The sequence below is a fragment of the Citrobacter sp. S39 genome (assembly GCF_009495675.1).
In the GTDB taxonomy this organism is placed as follows: Bacteria; Pseudomonadota; Gammaproteobacteria; order Enterobacterales; family Enterobacteriaceae; genus Citrobacter; species Citrobacter freundii.
This window is the reverse complement of record NZ_CP045555.1, coordinates 3,656,833-3,672,671: the sequence shown is the minus strand read 5'-3', so window position 1 is coordinate 3,672,671 and position 15,839 is coordinate 3,656,833. Positions and strand designations below refer to the sequence as shown.

At 51.1% G+C, this 15,839-nt stretch carries 18 protein-coding genes and 1 other annotated feature; of the genes, 13 read left to right on the top strand and 5 right to left on the bottom strand.

Features of this window, described 5'->3' with window-relative positions:
- Positions 1-71 precede the first annotated feature (71 nt).
- Together kduD and hxpB are read right to left on the bottom strand one after the other, a co-directional pair.
- Positions 72-833, bottom strand: a complete 762-nt coding sequence (gene kduD, locus GFB57_RS17515; protein ID WP_003030604.1) for a 2-dehydro-3-deoxy-D-gluconate 5-dehydrogenase KduD — start codon at positions 831-833, stop codon at positions 72-74.
- Between the two features lie 146 nt (positions 834-979).
- Positions 980-1,648 (bottom strand): hexitol phosphatase HxpB, encoded by a 669-nt coding sequence (hxpB, locus tag GFB57_RS17510; RefSeq protein WP_003030602.1) that lies wholly within the window; start codon positions 1,646-1,648, stop codon positions 980-982.
- A 167-nt stretch (positions 1,649-1,815) separates the two neighbouring features.
- Here hxpB and GFB57_RS17505 point away from each other — a divergent pair, with 167 nt between their 5' ends.
- Positions 1,816-2,352, top strand: a complete 537-nt coding sequence (locus tag GFB57_RS17505; protein ID WP_003030600.1) for a YniB family protein — start codon at positions 1,816-1,818, stop codon at positions 2,350-2,352.
- 64 nt (positions 2,353-2,416) lie between these two features.
- Here GFB57_RS17505 and GFB57_RS17500 read toward each other — a convergent pair whose 3' ends face one another.
- Together GFB57_RS17500 and pfkB are read right to left on the bottom strand one after the other, a co-directional pair.
- Entirely contained in the window at positions 2,417-3,277 is an 861-nt protein-coding gene (locus GFB57_RS17500) for a fructosamine kinase family protein (RefSeq protein ID WP_003030598.1), read from the bottom strand.
- 270 nt (positions 3,278-3,547) lie between these two features.
- Positions 3,548-4,477, bottom strand: a complete 930-nt coding sequence (gene pfkB, locus GFB57_RS17495; RefSeq protein WP_003030596.1) for a 6-phosphofructokinase II — start codon at positions 4,475-4,477, stop codon at positions 3,548-3,550.
- 287 nt (positions 4,478-4,764) lie between these two features.
- On the opposite strand from pfkB, the gene GFB57_RS17490 reads away from it, so the two are divergent.
- A complete protein-coding gene (locus GFB57_RS17490; protein ID WP_003030592.1) occupies positions 4,765-5,523 on the top strand; it encodes a YdiY family protein in 759 nt (252 codons plus the stop codon).
- Positions 5,524-5,690: 167 nt separating this feature from the next.
- Here GFB57_RS17490 and yniD read toward each other — a convergent pair whose 3' ends face one another.
- A complete protein-coding gene (gene yniD, locus GFB57_RS17485; protein ID WP_003030590.1) occupies positions 5,691-5,798 on the bottom strand; it encodes a small membrane protein YniD in 108 nt (35 codons plus the stop codon).
- A 304-nt stretch (positions 5,799-6,102) separates the two neighbouring features.
- Here yniD and thrS point away from each other — a divergent pair, with 304 nt between their 5' ends.
- The 11 genes from thrS (at position 6,103) to btuD (ending at position 15,838) form a co-directional block, all read left to right on the top strand.
- Entirely contained in the window at positions 6,103-8,031 is a 1,929-nt protein-coding gene (gene thrS, locus GFB57_RS17480) for a threonine--tRNA ligase (protein WP_003030588.1), read from the top strand.
- Between the two features lie 3 nt (positions 8,032-8,034).
- Entirely contained in the window at positions 8,035-8,577 is a 543-nt protein-coding gene (gene infC, locus GFB57_RS17475) for a translation initiation factor IF-3 (protein WP_048997935.1), read from the top strand.
- A 96-nt stretch (positions 8,578-8,673) separates the two neighbouring features.
- Positions 8,674-8,871 (top strand): 50S ribosomal protein L35, encoded by a 198-nt coding sequence (gene rpmI, locus GFB57_RS17470; RefSeq protein WP_003030583.1) that lies wholly within the window; start codon positions 8,674-8,676, stop codon positions 8,869-8,871.
- 55 nt (positions 8,872-8,926) lie between these two features.
- Entirely contained in the window at positions 8,927-9,283 is a 357-nt protein-coding gene (rplT, locus tag GFB57_RS17465; protein WP_003030578.1) for a 50S ribosomal protein L20, read from the top strand.
- 120 nt (positions 9,284-9,403) lie between these two features.
- Positions 9,404-9,528, top strand: a sequence feature (Phe leader region).
- Positions 9,409-9,453 (top strand): pheST operon leader peptide PheM, encoded by a 45-nt coding sequence (pheM, locus tag GFB57_RS17460; protein WP_001386830.1) that lies wholly within the window; start codon positions 9,409-9,411, stop codon positions 9,451-9,453. It overlaps the preceding feature by 45 nt.
- A 124-nt stretch (positions 9,529-9,652) precedes the next feature.
- Positions 9,653-10,636: a phenylalanine--tRNA ligase subunit alpha gene (gene pheS, locus GFB57_RS17455; RefSeq protein ID WP_003030576.1), complete on the top strand. Its 984-nt coding sequence runs from the start codon at positions 9,653-9,655 to the stop codon at positions 10,634-10,636.
- A gap of 15 nt (positions 10,637-10,651) precedes the next feature.
- Positions 10,652-13,039: a phenylalanine--tRNA ligase subunit beta gene (gene pheT / locus GFB57_RS17450; RefSeq protein ID WP_003030574.1), complete on the top strand. Its 2,388-nt coding sequence runs from the start codon at positions 10,652-10,654 to the stop codon at positions 13,037-13,039.
- A gap of 4 nt (positions 13,040-13,043) precedes the next feature.
- Complete coding sequence (gene ihfA / locus GFB57_RS17445; RefSeq protein WP_003030571.1) at positions 13,044-13,343, top strand: integration host factor subunit alpha; 300 nt, start codon at positions 13,044-13,046, stop codon at positions 13,341-13,343.
- A 153-nt stretch (positions 13,344-13,496) separates the two neighbouring features.
- Positions 13,497-14,477: a vitamin B12 ABC transporter permease BtuC gene (gene btuC / locus GFB57_RS17440; RefSeq protein ID WP_003030570.1), complete on the top strand. Its 981-nt coding sequence runs from the start codon at positions 13,497-13,499 to the stop codon at positions 14,475-14,477.
- Positions 14,478-14,537: 60 nt separating this feature from the next.
- Complete coding sequence (locus GFB57_RS17435) at positions 14,538-15,089, top strand: glutathione peroxidase (protein ID WP_003030569.1); 552 nt, start codon at positions 14,538-14,540, stop codon at positions 15,087-15,089.
- Complete coding sequence (gene btuD, locus GFB57_RS17430; RefSeq protein WP_003030567.1) at positions 15,089-15,838, top strand: vitamin B12 ABC transporter ATP-binding protein BtuD; 750 nt, start codon at positions 15,089-15,091, stop codon at positions 15,836-15,838. The genes GFB57_RS17435 and btuD overlap by 1 nt, the downstream gene beginning before the upstream one ends.
- Position 15,839: the final 1 nt, after the last annotated feature.

The following is a 15,839-nucleotide window of genomic DNA, read 5'->3' as shown; positions in this document are numbered from 1 at the left end:
TCATACAGTATAGGGGTTTTATACAGTAGGCGGAAGAGGTGACGTTGTAACCCTTTGTCACAAGTGCGCCATTACCGCGCCAGCCAACCGCCATCCACGGCTAGCGTATAGCCATGAATATAGTCAGAGGCGGGACTTGCGATGAATACGACCGGGCCTTTCAGGTCATTTGGTGTGCCCCAGCGCCCTGCGGGAATACGATCGATAATCTCCTGATTGCGCTCGCTGTCTGCGCGCAGCTGCTGGGTATTATTGGTCGCCATATAGCCGGGTGCGATAGCATTGACATTAATTCCTTTGGCCGCCCATTCATTGGCGAGCAGGCGAGTGATGCCCAGTACGCCGCTTTTTGATGCTGTATAGGAAGGGACGCGGATTCCGCCCTGAAAAGAGAGCATCGAGGCAATGTTAATAATTTTTCCGCCATTGCCCTGAGCCTGAAACTGGCGCGCCACGGCCTGTGACAGAAAGAAAACGGATTTAAGATTCAGATTCATCACGTCATCCCAATCCTTTTCGCTGAAGTCCAGCGCATCCTGACGGCGTATGGTTCCCGCATTGTTGACCAGAATATCGATCCGGCCAAACGCCGACACCGATTGTGTCACGATGCTGGTGAGAGCATCTTGTTGGCTGAGGTCGGCCCGAATAGCCATAAAACGTCGACCGAGAGCGTTAATTTTCTCTGCGGTTTCATGTGGTATTTTACGATTCACGCCGACTACATCGCAGCCCGCTTCAGCCAGCGCCACTGCCATACCCTGCCCAAGGCCGGTGTCACATCCAGTGACGATGGCTACTTTACCTTCGAGACGAAAAGCTTCCTGAATCATGCTCACCTCAACTATTTATGTCATTAACGCTTGCTCTATAGGGCAAGGATAGGAGAGGTTAAACAGAAATTCAATTAAAGATGAAACGCTGTTTTAAAAATAAGGAGCTGAGAAAACGGGCAATACGATCATTGCCCGTTACAGGATTAGCCGCGCAGATGAGCGGCAGTAAGTTCCGTGAGCGAGGTTAGTTTGACGTCGGCAAGGACGAAGCGGGGATCGTCCTGATTTTCATGTGCAGGTACCACGATGGAACGCATACGGGCGGCTTTCGAAGCAATCATGCCGTTTACCGAGTCTTCCAGTGCTACGCAGTTTAACGGGTCAATGCCCAGTTTTGTGGCGCAATCGAGATAAACCTGCGGGTGCGGTTTGCTGTAGGGCAGTTTTTCTGCAGAAGCCAACGCGTCGAAGCTGCTGCGCAGATCAAACATGGTCAGCACTTTTTCCAGCATATGCAGCGGCGAGGCGGATGCCAGTCCTACTTTGATTCCCTGAGATTTGCACAACGCCACGGCTTCACGCACACCCGGCAGCAGCGGTTTTGTTTCTTCCACTAACGCAATGGCCCGGGTGATGATGCGCTCGGTGACCTCCTGACGTGAGGGACCGTTCCACGGTTGCTGCGCAAACCACAAATCGACCACCATATCGATGCGTAAGCCAAGGGTGTCGGGAAGTTCATGGCGGCGGGAGATATCAACGCCTAAACTTGCTATCACATCCAGTTCAGCCTGATCCCAAAGCGGTTCAGAATCGACCAGTAATCCATCCATATCGAAAATTGCAGCAAGAATTTGACGCGGGGTTGACATTACAACCTCTCCTTTACGGTGATAAAAGGGATTAAGAGCCAGTCAAAACAGGCTCTGAGCGTTCATTATGGCTAATTCAGCAGTATACCGCCTTTAAAGATCAGGCGAAAACGGTTATCAACGGGTAAACTTAGGCCAAAATGACACGTCTTTATCAAGGGGAACTCATGACGTATCAACAAGCTGGACGCATTGCCGTCTTGAAAAGGCTGGCGGGATGGGTAATTTTCATTCCTGCGCTGATTTCAACACTGGTTTCTGTACTGAAGTTTATGTATGCGCACAGCGAAAAGCAGGAAGGAATTAACGCGGTCATGCTCGATTTTGCTCACGTGATGATCGATATGATGCGGGTTAATACACCTTTTCTTAACGTGTTCTGGTATAACTCGCCAACGCCCGATTTTCAAAGTGGACTGAATCTTGTTTTTTGGCTGATATTCATCCTGATTTTTATCGGTCTGGCGTTGCAGGATTCAGGCGCCAGAATGAGCCGCCAGGCACGTTTCTTACGCGAAGGCGTTGAGGATCAGCTGATTCTGGAACAGGCAAAAGGCAGTGAAGGATTATCCCGCGAGCAACTTGAATCGCGAATTGTAGTACCGCACCATACGATCTTCTTACAAATTTTCCCGCTTTATATTTTGCCGGTGATCGTTATCGTGATCGGCTACTTCTTCTTCTCATTGCTGGGCTTTTTGTAAGTGCCGCTCTATCGGGCCTGCCACGTTGCGAAACGGCAGGCCTGATAATCAACGCGGTACGTAGCTAAGCAGCGAGTAATCTATCCAGCGCTTTCTGCGCCACAACCAGATGCTGCCCTCCGAACAGAATTGCTCGATTCAGCAGCGTATAGAGCTGGTAGATTGGCTGCCTGTCGAGAAAGTCCAGCGGTAGTGGTGAGACAGACTGGTAACCGTCATAAATTTGCGGCGGCTGATCGGTATGCAACGGCAGCATTGCCAGGTCACACTCTCTGTCCCCCCAGTAGCAGGCAGGGTCAAAGATGTACGGACCGTTAGGACCGAGGGCGCAGTTCCCGGACCACAAATCACCGTGCAGGAGAGACGGCTGCGGCTGATGAGAAGAGAGACGTTGCTGGACATGTTCGACGATGGCATCAATATTGCCAAACGCAATGCCTTTTTCAGCGGCGAGTTCCAGTTGCCAGCCTATTCGCTGCTCGGCGAAAAAGGTTGACCAGCGACGTTGCCAGGTATTGGGCTGCGGCGTGGTAGAGAGCGCGTTATCGAAGTCGAGGCCAAACTGAGGCTGGTCGCTCCATTCGTGCAAATGCGCAAGCTGTTGACCGAGGATAAACGCGTTATGCGCATCAAGCGGACGGGGAGGGAGGAAATCCATCACCAGAAAGCTGTAATCTCTGTCTGCGCCTACTGCCCAGACTTTCGGTACAGATACAGTTTGACTGCGGGAAAGTAGCTCCAGCTGATCGGCTTCTGCCGTAAAGCCGGTTAACAGCTCTCTTTCATCGCATTTGACGAAAAAATCTCGCCCCGCATAGCGTAAATGCCATGCGGCGTGAATCTCTCCGCCGGGCAGTTCATTACGCAGTTCGATTTCGCCTTCACCTAATTGCTCGCTTAAAAGACGACTGATAGCCTGCCACATGATGTCTCTCCCCATGTTGTCTGCCAGATCATAAGGTTAGCGCAAGAATGCGGTTAAAAAACACGAACTGACGCACACCACGGACGCGTCATCGCTGGAAAGGCACTTAATGTTTGTCGCTCTTCTTCACCCCGTACCGTTGTGGAGACGTCTGACTGCACATGATTCACTTCTTTGTAATCACGTGATTTTTTATCATAGTCGCATAACATCCATGCTGACAGTTTTACGCGAGAATCCCTCTTTCTCTTCATAAGAGGGACGGTGTCATTACTGAGTGAGATACGAATAAATTTTTTGCGTGTCGTCCAAAGAGCACAGGCGCGTACCCTGATTGAGCGTTGCTGCGCTACCTGCGGCGACGCCGTAACGGACAATATCCTCAAAAGGTGCATTCTCAGCCAGTTTAAGCGTCATGGCCCCGACCATGCTGTCGCCCGCGCCTACGGTGCTTTGACTTTTCACCGGTGGCGGAACCACCTGAACGCAGGTTTCTCGATCTACGCCCAGCGCCCCTTGCGGCCCAAGCGAGACCACAACGCGGTGCGCTTTCCCACTATGTACGATTTCCTGCGCGGCCTTGCGCACATCATCGGGCTGTGTCAGTTCGCGGTTTACCAGCGCACTCAGTTCTTTGAGGTTGGGTTTGACCAGTTCGATATTGCCGATGGCTAACGCCGCCGTCAGTGCTTCGCCTGAACTGTCGACAATACAGCGGATCCCCTGTTTTTGTGCGGTGGTAATCAGTCGGGTCAACTTCTCAAGCTGTACGCCGGGCGGCAAACTACCGCTGATGACCAGCAATGCACCAGATTCAATTTCCAGCACCTGATCCTGAAGTTGGTAGAACTCGTCATCGGTCAGCGCAGCGCCAGGCATGACAAAACGATACTGTTCGCCGCTGGACTCAATGTGGACATGAAGATTTTGTCGGGTCCAGTCTTTGGCTTCGACGGTGGATACGGGAACATTTTCGTCGGCGAGCAATGCAACAAGATGCTCTCCGGTTGCACCCCCCGCGGGGAAAATCGCCGTTGCGGTTCCGCCAAGATGGGCAATTGCGCGAGCGACGTTGATGCCGCCGCCGCCGGGTTCAAAAACCGGCGAGGTACAACGAAGCTTACCTTCCGGGTAAATTTGTGGAGTGATTGTTGCGCTATCGAGAGAGGGCGCAAGTGTTAACGTATAGATACGTACCATCTTTACCTCCTGTTAGGCTGTCCTCAGTCTGGCACTTAACCTCCCGAAAGTGAAGTAATTAACAACATGATTTTTCATATCTTTATTTAAAATTATCGTCATAAAGTTATATAAATAAAATAAAGGTTTAGGAACGCTCTTATTCAAAAAATGAAATAAGAATTTATTGCTATGTTATTCGAGTCTTTTTATAATTTGTTACCTTTCAAGGGTCTTTTGTCATTGATCCATATGAAAGTTTCCGAGACCGTAATGGTCTCTTTTTTTGTTGTACGGACTCTTAATAAATGAAGCTTTTGAAGACAGTGCCCGCAGCATTACTGCTGACGGGGGGCCTGCTTGCGTCAATGCATGCTGCCGCCGATGATTCCGTTTTTACTGTCATGGATGACCCTTCCAGCGCGAAAAAACCCTTTGAAGGTAACCTGAACGCGGGATATCTCGCCCAGTCAGGCAACACAAAAAGTTCTTCTTTAACCGCAGACACCACCATGACCTGGTACGGTGAAACCACGGCGTGGTCTCTGTGGGGAAATGCCAGCAATACCTCCTCAAATGATGAGCGTTCATCAGAGAAATATGCCGTAGGTGGTCGTAGTCGTTACAACATGACTGACTATGACTATCTCTTTGGGCAGGCAAGCTGGTTGACCGACCGTTACAACGGCTATCGCGAGCGTGACGTGCTGACCGCCGGTTATGGTCGTCAGTTCCTTAACGGGCCAGTACATAGCTTCCGTTTTGAATTCGGTCCTGGCGTGCGCTATGACGAGCATACGGATGGCACCACCGAAACACAGCCGCTGGGCTATGCGTCCGGGGCCTATGCGTGGCAGATGACGGACAATACTAAATTTACGCAAGGCGTGTCGGTATTCGGTGCGGACGATACAACGCTCAACTCTGAAACGGCCTTGAACGTTGCCATCAACGAACACTTTGGGTTAAAGGTGGCTTACAACGTCACCTGGAACTCTGAACCACCGGCAACAGCGCCGGAACATACCGATCGTCGTACTACTGTTTCACTCGGCTACCGGATGTAATGACAAACCGGGTCAAATAATTGGCCCGGCTTTTATCTATTAAAGTTAAGGTTATTTAATAGATAATCTGTGTTTTATTTTTAGTACTTATCAATAACGCGCTTTTTTTCAGACGAATTCGATTTAATTGATAAATAAACGAAACTGGAATAGCGGGTGAGCGTCATTTAACCCCAGATCATCGCTGCCCAACGTAGCATTAGCATTGCTGCACAAATAACGAGCAGGATCACAACCATCTTCCAGTGTTTCTTTGCAAAGCGATTTGTTGGCATTGTTCTTTTCCTGCTCAGATTAGATGACTTTCTGCAAGTGTAACAAAGACGTCAGGGTGTCAGTGAATTGATTTACATCATAGAGCGCGCGTTGATTGTTGCTTTGATCGGCTCGAAATGCCGTGTACACTGTGAAACGGTGTTATCAAAAAGCGGGTGTAGGTCCAGTGTAGCCATTGAGGCAATCAGTGACATATTTCGCAGAGTGAAGCGGGAATCAGCCCACACCTTTTTGATAATTTTAAATATTGAATCTTTGTATGTGATCTTACGTGTGGGTCACCACTGCAAATAAGGATATAACATGCCTGTTATTACTCTTCCTGATGGCAGCCAACGCCATTACGACCACGCTGTAAGCCCCATGGATGTTGCGCTGGACATCGGTCCTGGTCTGGCGAAAGCCACTATTGCTGGCCGTGTTGACGGTGAGCTGGTAGATGCTTCCGATCTGATTGAGCATGATGCGAAGCTCTCCATCATCACCGCGAAGGATGAAGAAGGTCTGGAGATCATTCGTCACTCCTGTGCGCACCTGTTAGGGCACGCGATCAAACAACTCTGGCCGCACACCAAAATGGCGATCGGACCGGTTGTTGATAACGGTTTTTACTACGATATCGATCTTGACCGTACGTTAACCCAGGAAGACGTCGACGCGCTCGAAAAGCGGATGCACGAGCTCGCTGAGAAAAACTACAATGTCATTAAGAAGAAAGTCAGCTGGTACGAAGCGCGTGAAACCTTCGTGAAGCGTGGCGAGACCTATAAAGTCTCTATTCTTGATGAAAACATCGCCCATGATGACAAGCCTGGCTTGTACCATCATGAAGAATATGTCGATATGTGCCGTGGCCCGCACGTGCCGAACATGCGTTTCTGCCATCATTTCAAACTGATGAAGACCGCTGGGGCATACTGGCGTGGCGACAGCAATAACAAGATGCTGCAGCGTATTTATGGTACTGCATGGGCAGATAAAAAAGCCCTGAATGCCTATCTGCAACGTCTGGAAGAAGCGGCCAAACGCGACCACCGTAAAATCGGCAAGCAGCTTGACCTGTATCATATGCAGGAAGAAGCACCGGGTATGGTGTTCTGGCACAACGATGGCTGGACTATCTTCCGTGAACTGGAAGTCTTTGTTCGCTCAAAACTGAAAGAATACCAGTATCAGGAAGTGAAAGGTCCGTTCATGATGGACCGCGTGCTGTGGGAAAAAACAGGTCACTGGGATAACTACAAAGATGCAATGTTCACCACCTCTTCTGAGAACCGTGAATACTGCATTAAGCCAATGAACTGCCCGGGTCACGTACAGATCTTTAATCAGGGTCTGAAATCCTATCGCGATCTGCCGCTGCGTATGGCTGAGTTTGGTAGCTGCCACCGTAATGAACCGTCAGGTGCGCTGCATGGCCTGATGCGTGTTCGTGGCTTCACTCAAGATGATGCGCATATCTTCTGTACTGAAGAGCAGATTCGTGATGAAGTTAACGCGTGCATTCGTATGGTCTACGATATGTACAGCACCTTTGGCTTCGAGAAAATCGTCGTCAAACTGTCCACTCGCCCCGAAAAACGTATCGGTAGCGATGAAATGTGGGACCGTGCTGAAGCTGACCTGGCCGTTGCGCTGGAAGAAAACAACATCCCGTTTGAGTTCCAACTGGGTGAGGGCGCGTTCTACGGTCCGAAAATTGAATTTACCCTGTATGACTGCCTCGATCGTGCATGGCAGTGCGGTACTGTACAGCTGGACTTCTCCCTGCCGTCCCGTTTAAGCGCCTCTTACGTTGGCGAAAACAACGAACGTCAGGTGCCGGTTATGATTCACCGTGCAATTCTTGGGTCGATGGAACGTTTCATCGGTATCCTGACCGAAGAGTTCGCTGGCTTCTTCCCGACCTGGCTTGCGCCGGTTCAGGTTGTGGTCATGAACATCACCGATTCTCAGTCTGAATACGTTAACGAATTAACGCAGAAACTACAAAATGCGGGTATTCGTGTAAAAGCAGACTTGAGAAATGAGAAGATTGGCTTTAAAATCCGCGAGCACACTTTACGTCGTGTCCCTTACATGTTGGTCTGTGGCGACAAAGAGGTAGAAGCAGGCAAAGTTGCCGTGCGCACCCGTCGTGGCAAAGACTTGGGCAGCCTGGACGTAAATGAAGTGATTGAGAAGCTGCAACAAGAGATTCGCAGCCGCAGTCTTCAACAACTGGAGGAATAAGGTATTAAAGGCGGAAAACGAGTTCAAACGGCACGTCCGAATCGTATCAATGGCGAGATTCGCGCCCTGGAAGTTCGCTTAACAGGTCTGGAAGGCGAAGCTTTGGGTATTGTGAGTCTGAGAGAAGCGATCGAAAAAGCTGAAGAAGCTGGAGTAGATTTAGTTGAAATCAGCCCTAACGCCGAACCGCCAGTTTGTCGTATTATGGACTACGGCAAGTTCCTTTATGAAAAGAGTAAGTCTTCTAAGGAACAGAAGAAAAAGCAAAAAGTTATCCAGGTTAAGGAAATTAAATTCCGTCCTGGCACCGACGATGGCGATTACCAGGTAAAACTCCGCAGCCTGGTACGCTTTCTGGAAGATGGCGATAAGGCTAAGATCACGCTGCGTTTTCGCGGTCGTGAGATGGCCCACCAACAGATCGGTATGGAAGTGCTCAACCGCGTCCGTGACGATCTGAGTGAACTGGCAGTAGTCGAATCCTTCCCTACGAAGATCGAAGGCCGCCAGATGATCATGGTGCTCGCTCCTAAGAAGAAACAGTAAGGCCTTCAAGTAGCAATGTCTGTGGAGCCTACGGGTTCCACAGCCGTTGTTCGCCTACGTTTCGTTTATTAACAATGCGAAGTGGAAGTTATTAAAATGCCAAAAATTAAGACCGTACGCGGTGCTGCTAAGCGTTTCAAAAAAACCGGTGGTGGTGGATTTAAGCGTAAGCACGCAAACCTGCGTCATATTCTGACCAAAAAATCTACTAAGCGTAAACGTCACCTGCGTCCAAAAGGCCTCGTGTCTAAAGGCGATCTGGGTCTGGTTATCGCGTGCCTGCCGTACGCATAAGCCGTTAACGTTTAATTCATTTTTTTACTAAGAATATAGATACAGGAGAGCACATATGGCTCGCGTAAAACGTGGTGTAGTTGCCCGTGCACGTCACAAGAAAATTTTGAAACAAGCTAAAGGCTACTACGGTGCGCGTTCTCGCGTATACCGCGTTGCCTTCCAGGCTGTTATCAAAGCTGGTCAGTACGCTTATCGTGACCGTCGTCAGAAAAAGCGTCAGTTCCGTCAACTGTGGATTGCGCGTATCAACGCAGCAGCACGTCAGAACGGTATTTCTTACAGCAAATTCATCAACGGCCTGAAAAAAGCCTCTGTTGAAATCGACCGTAAGATCCTGGCTGACATCGCAGTATTCGACAAAGTAGCGTTCACCGCTCTGGTCGAAAAAGCGAAAGCAGCTCTGGCATAAGCCGGTGAAAAGAGGGAGCCTGGCTCCCTCTCTTTTATTTGCAGTACAATCAATTAGTTGACAATTTATCCGTAAGCCTTTTCAATAAAGGTTGTCCGGTTTTTACCACACAAGGTAACGCAAGCATGAATGCTGCTATTTTCCGCTTCTTCTTTTACTTTAGCACCTGAAATCAGGAGGCTTGCGCGTGAAAGAAGAAACGGAAAACAGCGCCTAAAAGCCTCCCTGGTGGAGGCTTTTTTTATACGCGTCATCCTTCAAGTTGTCTCTGTATTGGCTGCATTCGCTCTTTTGCTGCGTTGATACAACTTGAATGATTTTGCGTATATATGAGCGACTAGTGAATATCGCAACATAACGAGGAAAACCATGTCACATCTCGCAGAGCTGGTTGCCAGTGCAACGGCCGCCATTAACCAGGCTTCAGATGTTGCCGCGTTAGACAATGTCCGCGTCGAATATTTGGGCAAGAAAGGGCACCTGACCCTTCAGATGACAACCCTGCGCGAACTGCCGCCAGAAGAGCGCCCGGCAGCAGGTGCGGTGATAAACGAAGCCAAAGAGCAGGTGCAGCAAGCGCTGAACGCGCGTAAGGCCGAATTAGAAAGTGTTGCCCTGAATGCCCGTCTGGCAGAAGAAACTATCGATATCTCCCTGCCAGGGCGTCGTATCGAAAACGGCGGTCTGCATCCTGTAACGCGTACAATTGACAGGATTGAAAGTTTCTTTGGTGAGCTGGGCTTTACCGTGGCGACTGGTCCGGAAATCGAAGATGACTATCATAACTTCGATGCGCTGAACATTCCTGGCCATCATCCGGCGCGCGCTGACCACGACACTTTCTGGTTTGACGCGACGCGTTTGCTGCGTACGCAGACTTCCGGCGTGCAGATCCGCACCATGAAGGAAAAACAGCCGCCGATCCGTATTATCGCCCCGGGCCGTGTATATCGTAACGATTACGATCAGACTCACACCCCGATGTTCCATCAGATGGAAGGGCTGATTGTTGATACCAACATCAACTTCACCAACCTGAAAGGCACGCTGCACGATTTCCTGCGCAACTTCTTTGAAGAAGACCTGCAGGTTCGTTTCCGTCCTTCCTACTTCCCGTTCACTGAACCTTCTGCGGAAGTAGACGTGATGGGCAAAAACGGTAAGTGGCTGGAAGTGCTGGGTTGCGGGATGGTTCACCCGAACGTGCTGCGTAATGTTGGCATCGATCCGGAAATCTACTCGGGCTTTGCATTTGGTATGGGGATGGAGCGTCTGACCATGCTGCGTTACGGTGTTACCGATCTGCGTTCTTTCTTCGAAAACGATCTGCGTTTCCTCAAACAGTTTAAATAAAGGCAGGATAAAACAATGAAATTCAGTGAACTGTGGTTACGCGAATGGGTAAACCCGGCGATTGACAGTGATGCTCTGTCAAACCAAATCACGATGGCGGGTCTGGAAGTTGACGGTGTGGAACCTGTTTCCGGCGCGTTCAACGGCGTTGTGGTGGGTGAAGTGGTTGAATGTGGCCAGCACCCGAACGCTGACAAACTGCGTGTCACCAAAGTGAATGTAGGCGGCGACCGTCTGCTGGATATCGTCTGCGGTGCGCCAAACTGCCGTCAGGGGTTGAAAGTGGCTGTGGCAACCGTTGGTGCCGTTCTGCCGGGCGATTTCAAAATCAAAGCCGCGAAACTGCGCGGTGAGCCGTCTGAAGGTATGCTATGCTCATTCTCTGAGCTGGGGATTTCCGACGATCATAACGGTATTATCGAACTGCCGGCCGATGCGCCAATTGGCACCGATATCCGTGAATACCTTAAGCTTGACGACAACACTATCGAAATCAGCGTCACGCCGAACCGCGCCGACTGCTTAGGCATTATCGGTGTCGCACGTGATGTTGCTGTGCTGAACAAAGCTCCGCTGGTTGAGCCGGAAATCGCGCCTGTAGCGGCAACCATTAGCGACGTCCTGCCGATTCAGGTTGAAGCCGTGGAAGCCTGTCCACGCTATCTGGGCCGCGTGGTTAAAGGCATCAATGTTAAAGCGCCGACCCCGCTGTGGATGAAAGAAAAACTGCGTCGTTGCGGTATTCGTTCAATCGATGCCGTGGTTGACGTGACTAACTATGTGCTGCTCGAACTGGGCCAGCCGATGCACGCATTCGACAAAGACCGCATTGAAGGCGGAATTGTTGTCCGTATGGCAAAAGAGGGTGAGACCCTGGTATTGCTGGATGGCAGCGAAGCGAAGCTGAATGCGGATACGCTGGTGATTGCGGACCATAACAAAGCGCTGGCGATGGGCGGCATCTTTGGTGGCGAACATTCCGGCGTGAATGATGAAACGCAAAACGTCCTGCTGGAATGTGCATTCTTTAGCCCGCTGTCTATTACCGGTCGCGCACGTCGTCACGGTCTGCACACCGATGCTTCTCACCGCTATGAGCGTGGTGTCGATCCGGCTCTGCAACATAAGGCCATGGAACGTGCAACGCGCCTGCTGATCGATATCTGCGGCGGCGAAGCGGGTCCAGTCATTGACGTGACGAACGAAGACACGCTGCCAAAACGCGCAACCATTACGCTTCGTCGTAGCAAACTGGATCGTCTGATCGGACACCATATTGCGGATGAGCAGGTGAGCGACATTCTGCGTCGTCTGGGTTGTGACGTGACGGAAGGGCAGGATGAGTGGAAAGCGGTCGCGCCGAGCTGGCGTTTCGATATGGAAATCGAAGAAGACCTGGTCGAAGAAGTCGCCCGCGTATACGGTTATGACAATATCCCGAACACGCCGATTCAGGCTGGTCTTATCATGGGTACGCATCGTGAAGCGGATTTGTCGCTGAAACGTGTAAAAACCATGCTGAATGACAAAGGCTACCAGGAAGTAATTACCTACAGCTTCGTCGATCCGAAAGTCCAGTCGCTGCTGCACCCGGGTGAAGAAGCACTGCTGTTGCCAAGCCCAATCTCTATTGATATGTCGGCTATGCGTTTGTCCCTGTGGACCGGCTTGCTGTCTACGGTAGTGTATAACCAGAACCGTCAGCAGAACCGCGTACGTATTTTTGAAACGGGTTTACGTTTCGTACCGGATACACAGGCCAATCTCGGGATCCGTCAGGATCTGATGCTGGCGGGCGTGATCTGCGGTAACCGTCATGATGAACACTGGAATCTGGCAAAAGAGACCGTTGATTTCTATGATCTGAAAGGCGATCTGGAAGCGGTTCTCGACCTGACCGGCAAACTGGCAGACATTCAGTTCAAAGCTGAAGCGAATCCAGCACTGCATCCGGGTCAGTCTGCGGCGATTTATCTGAAAGGTGAACGTATTGGTTTCATTGGGGTTGTTCATCCTGAACTGGAACGTAAACTGGATCTGAACGGTCGCACTCTGGTGTTTGAACTGGAGTGGAATAAGCTCGCAGACCGCGTGGTGCCTCAGGCGCGTGAAGTTTCTCGCTTCCCGGCAAACCGCCGCGACATCGCGGTCGTTGTGGCCGAAAACGTTCCCGCTGCGGATATTTTATCCGAGTGTAAGAAAGTTGGCGTAAATCAGGTAGTTGGCGTAAACTTATTTGACGTGTACCGCGGTAAGGGTGTTGCGGAGGGTTATAAGAGCCTCGCTATCAGCCTGATCCTTCAGGATACCAGCCGTACACTTGAAGAAGAGGAGATTGCCGCTACCGTCGCCAAATGTGTAGAGGCATTAAAAGAGCGATTCCAGGCATCATTGAGGGATTGAACCTATGGCGCTTACAAAAGCTGAAATGTCAGAATATCTGTTTGATAAGCTTGGGCTTAGCAAGCGGGATGCCAAAGAACTGGTCGAGCTGTTTTTCGAAGAGATCCGTCGTGCTCTGGAAAATGGTGAGCAGGTAAAACTCTCTGGTTTTGGTAACTTCGATCTGCGTGATAAGAATCAACGTCCGGGCCGTAACCCGAAAACGGGCGAAGATATTCCCATTACAGCACGGCGCGTGGTGACCTTCAGACCCGGACAGAAGTTAAAAAGCCGGGTCGAAAACGCAACGCCCAAAGAAGAGTGATTTAACGATCCGTTAAGTCACTTGCTCTGCCATCAAAGCGGCAGCGCAAACCATGATATATAACTAAAAAGGCCGCTCTGCGGCCTTTTTCCTTTTCACTACCGAATCAGCACCGTAGAATCACCTTCATCTCTTTTCAGCAGAATGGAAAACATGCTGACTTTCGCCCATCAACAGCAGCGTCGAAATGTGCGCTGGATACTGTCACTGTCAGTACTTATGCTACTGGCAACGATTCTAAGCTTGTGCGCAGGAGAACAATGGATCGCTCCCGGCGACTGGTTCAGCGCCCGCGGCGATCTGTTCGTCTGGCAAATCCGACTTCCCCGTACCCTTGCCGTTTTGCTGGTAGGCGCTGCGTTGGCCTTATCAGGCGCAGTGATGCAAGCTCTCTTTGAAAATCCGCTCGCCGAGCCGGGATTATTAGGCGTGTCTAACGGCGCGGGAGTCGGGCTCATCGCGGCGGTGCTGCTGGGGCAGGGGCAACTTCCCGGCTGGGCATTGGGCCTTTGCGCCATTGCCGGGGCGCTGATTATCACGCTCATACTGCTACGTTTCGCCCGCCGCCATTTGTCTACCAGCCGTCTGCTGCTGGCAGGGGTGGCGCTGGGGATTATCTGTAGCGCGCTGATGACATGGGCCATCTACTTCTCCACCTCATTTGACTTACGACAGCTGATGTACTGGATGATGGGGGGCTTCGGTGGCGTAGACTGGCATCAGGCCTGGCTCATGATAGCGTTGATTCCGGTACTGGTGTGGATCTGCTGTCAGTCGCAGCCGATGAATATGCTGGCATTAGGAGAGATATCTGCTCGTCAGCTGGGGCTGCCCCTATGGTTCTGGCGCAACCTGCTGGTGGTCGCCACGGGCTGGATGGTCGGCGTGAGCGTGGCTCTGGCAGGGGCGATTGGTTTTATTGGGCTTGTGATCCCGCATATTTTGCGACTGTGCGGCCTCACCGATCACCGTGTTTTATTGCCAGGTTGTGCGTTGGCTGGTGCAATCGCATTACTGTTTGCTGATGTTGTCGCGCGTTTGGTGCTGGCCTCGGCTGAGTTACCTATCGGCGTGGTGACGGCCACCATGGGCGCACCGGTATTTATCTGGCTATTGTTAAAAGCCGCGCGCTAGAACGCGTTGGTTCGGTCTATGATTAAACACTGAAAATCCACCTGTTGTTCTGGAGATGCTATGCAAAACACTATCCTCGATACAGAAGTGACGACCATCGACGGCGAGGTTACCTCACTGCAGCCGTATTCCGGAAATGTGCTGTTAATCGTCAACGTTGCTTCAAAATGTGGACTGACGCCGCAGTACGAGCAACTGGAGAATCTGCAGAAAACCTGGCACCAACAGGGCTTCAGCGTTCTTGGTTTCCCTTGCAATCAGTTTCTGGGCCAGGAGCCGGGCAGCGAAGAGGAAATAAAAACGTACTGCAGTACCACCTGGGGCGTAACTTTCCCGATGTTCAGCAAAATTGACGTCAACGGCGAGGGACGCCATCCGCTGTATCAGAAGCTGATTGATGCCGCACCAACGGCCGTTGCACCTGCGGACAGTGGGTTCTATGAGCGAATGGCGAGCAAAGGTCGTGCGCCGCTCTACCCGGACGATATTCTTTGGAATTTCGAGAAGTTTTTAGTGGGTCGCGATGGAAAAGTGCTGCAACGATTCTCACCGGATATGACGCCTGAGGATCCCATTCTGGTGCAAACCATCAAGCAGGCGCTGGCAAACTAATGTCTCGATTGATGCAGCTACAGGACGTCGCGGAATCGACCCGTCTTGGCCCGCTTTCTGGTGAGATAAAAGCAGGAGAGATCCTGCATTTAGTGGGACCAAACGGTGCCGGAAAAAGTACGCTGTTGGCGCGTATGGCGGGTCTGACGAACGGAGAGGGCAGCATCACTTTTGGTGATATGCCGTTGGAGGAATGGCCGGCTGCCAGGCTGGCGCAATATCGTGCCTATCTTGCGCAACAGCAAAATCCGCCGTTTGCGATGCCGGTCTGGCATTTTCTGACGCTGCATCAACCCGACAAAGCACGTACCGATCTGTTACAGGAGGTCGCCGATGCGCTCGGCCTGGGAGATAAACTGGGGCGTGGCGTGAACCAACTCTCCGGCGGTGAGTGGCAGCGTGTGCGTCTGGCTGCGGTTATCCTGCAGATTTGCCCACAAGCGAATCCATTAGGTCAGCTTTTACTCCTGGATGAGCCGATGAACAGTCTGGACGTCGCGCAACAAAACGCACTGGATCGATTGTTGAGTCAGCTGTGTTTGCAGGGCATAGCGATTGTGATGAGCAGTCACGACCTTAATCACACCTTACGCCATGCGCATAAAGCTTGGCTACTCAAACGCGGGAAACTACTTGCCAGTGGTTCTCGAGATGCGGTACTGACGCCGGCAAATCTGTCTGCGGCCTATGGCGTCAACTTCCGACGTTTGGATATTGAAGGGCACAGAATGCTCATATCAACCACTTAAG

Coding starts and splice junctions, on each gene's coding strand:
- pheT (WP_003030574.1), top strand. CDS start 10,652: ATGAAATTCAGTGAACTGTGGTTACGCGAATGGGTAAACCCGGCGATT.
- rpmI (WP_003030583.1), top strand. CDS start 8,674: ATGCCAAAAATTAAGACCGTACGCGGTGCTGCTAAGCGTTTCAAAAAA.
- GFB57_RS17435 (WP_003030569.1), top strand. CDS start 14,538: ATGCAAAACACTATCCTCGATACAGAAGTGACGACCATCGACGGCGAG.
- ihfA (WP_003030571.1), top strand. CDS start 13,044: ATGGCGCTTACAAAAGCTGAAATGTCAGAATATCTGTTTGATAAGCTT.
- rplT (WP_003030578.1), top strand. CDS start 8,927: ATGGCTCGCGTAAAACGTGGTGTAGTTGCCCGTGCACGTCACAAGAAA.
- pfkB (WP_003030596.1), bottom strand. CDS start 4,477: ATGGTACGTATCTATACGTTAACACTTGCGCCCTCTCTCGATAGCGCA.
- kduD (WP_003030604.1), bottom strand. CDS start 833: ATGATTCAGGAAGCTTTTCGTCTCGAAGGTAAAGTAGCCATCGTCACT.
- GFB57_RS17505 (WP_003030600.1), top strand. CDS start 1,816: ATGACGTATCAACAAGCTGGACGCATTGCCGTCTTGAAAAGGCTGGCG.
- btuC (WP_003030570.1), top strand. CDS start 13,497: ATGCTGACTTTCGCCCATCAACAGCAGCGTCGAAATGTGCGCTGGATA.
- pheS (WP_003030576.1), top strand. CDS start 9,653: ATGTCACATCTCGCAGAGCTGGTTGCCAGTGCAACGGCCGCCATTAAC.
- thrS (WP_003030588.1), top strand. CDS start 6,103: ATGCCTGTTATTACTCTTCCTGATGGCAGCCAACGCCATTACGACCAC.
- btuD (WP_003030567.1), top strand. CDS start 15,089: ATGTCTCGATTGATGCAGCTACAGGACGTCGCGGAATCGACCCGTCTT.
- yniD (WP_003030590.1), bottom strand. CDS start 5,798: ATGCCAACAAATCGCTTTGCAAAGAAACACTGGAAGATGGTTGTGATC.
- GFB57_RS17490 (WP_003030592.1), top strand. CDS start 4,765: ATGAAGCTTTTGAAGACAGTGCCCGCAGCATTACTGCTGACGGGGGGC.
- hxpB (WP_003030602.1), bottom strand. CDS start 1,648: ATGTCAACCCCGCGTCAAATTCTTGCTGCAATTTTCGATATGGATGGA.
- GFB57_RS17500 (WP_003030598.1), bottom strand. CDS start 3,277: ATGTGGCAGGCTATCAGTCGTCTTTTAAGCGAGCAATTAGGTGAAGGC.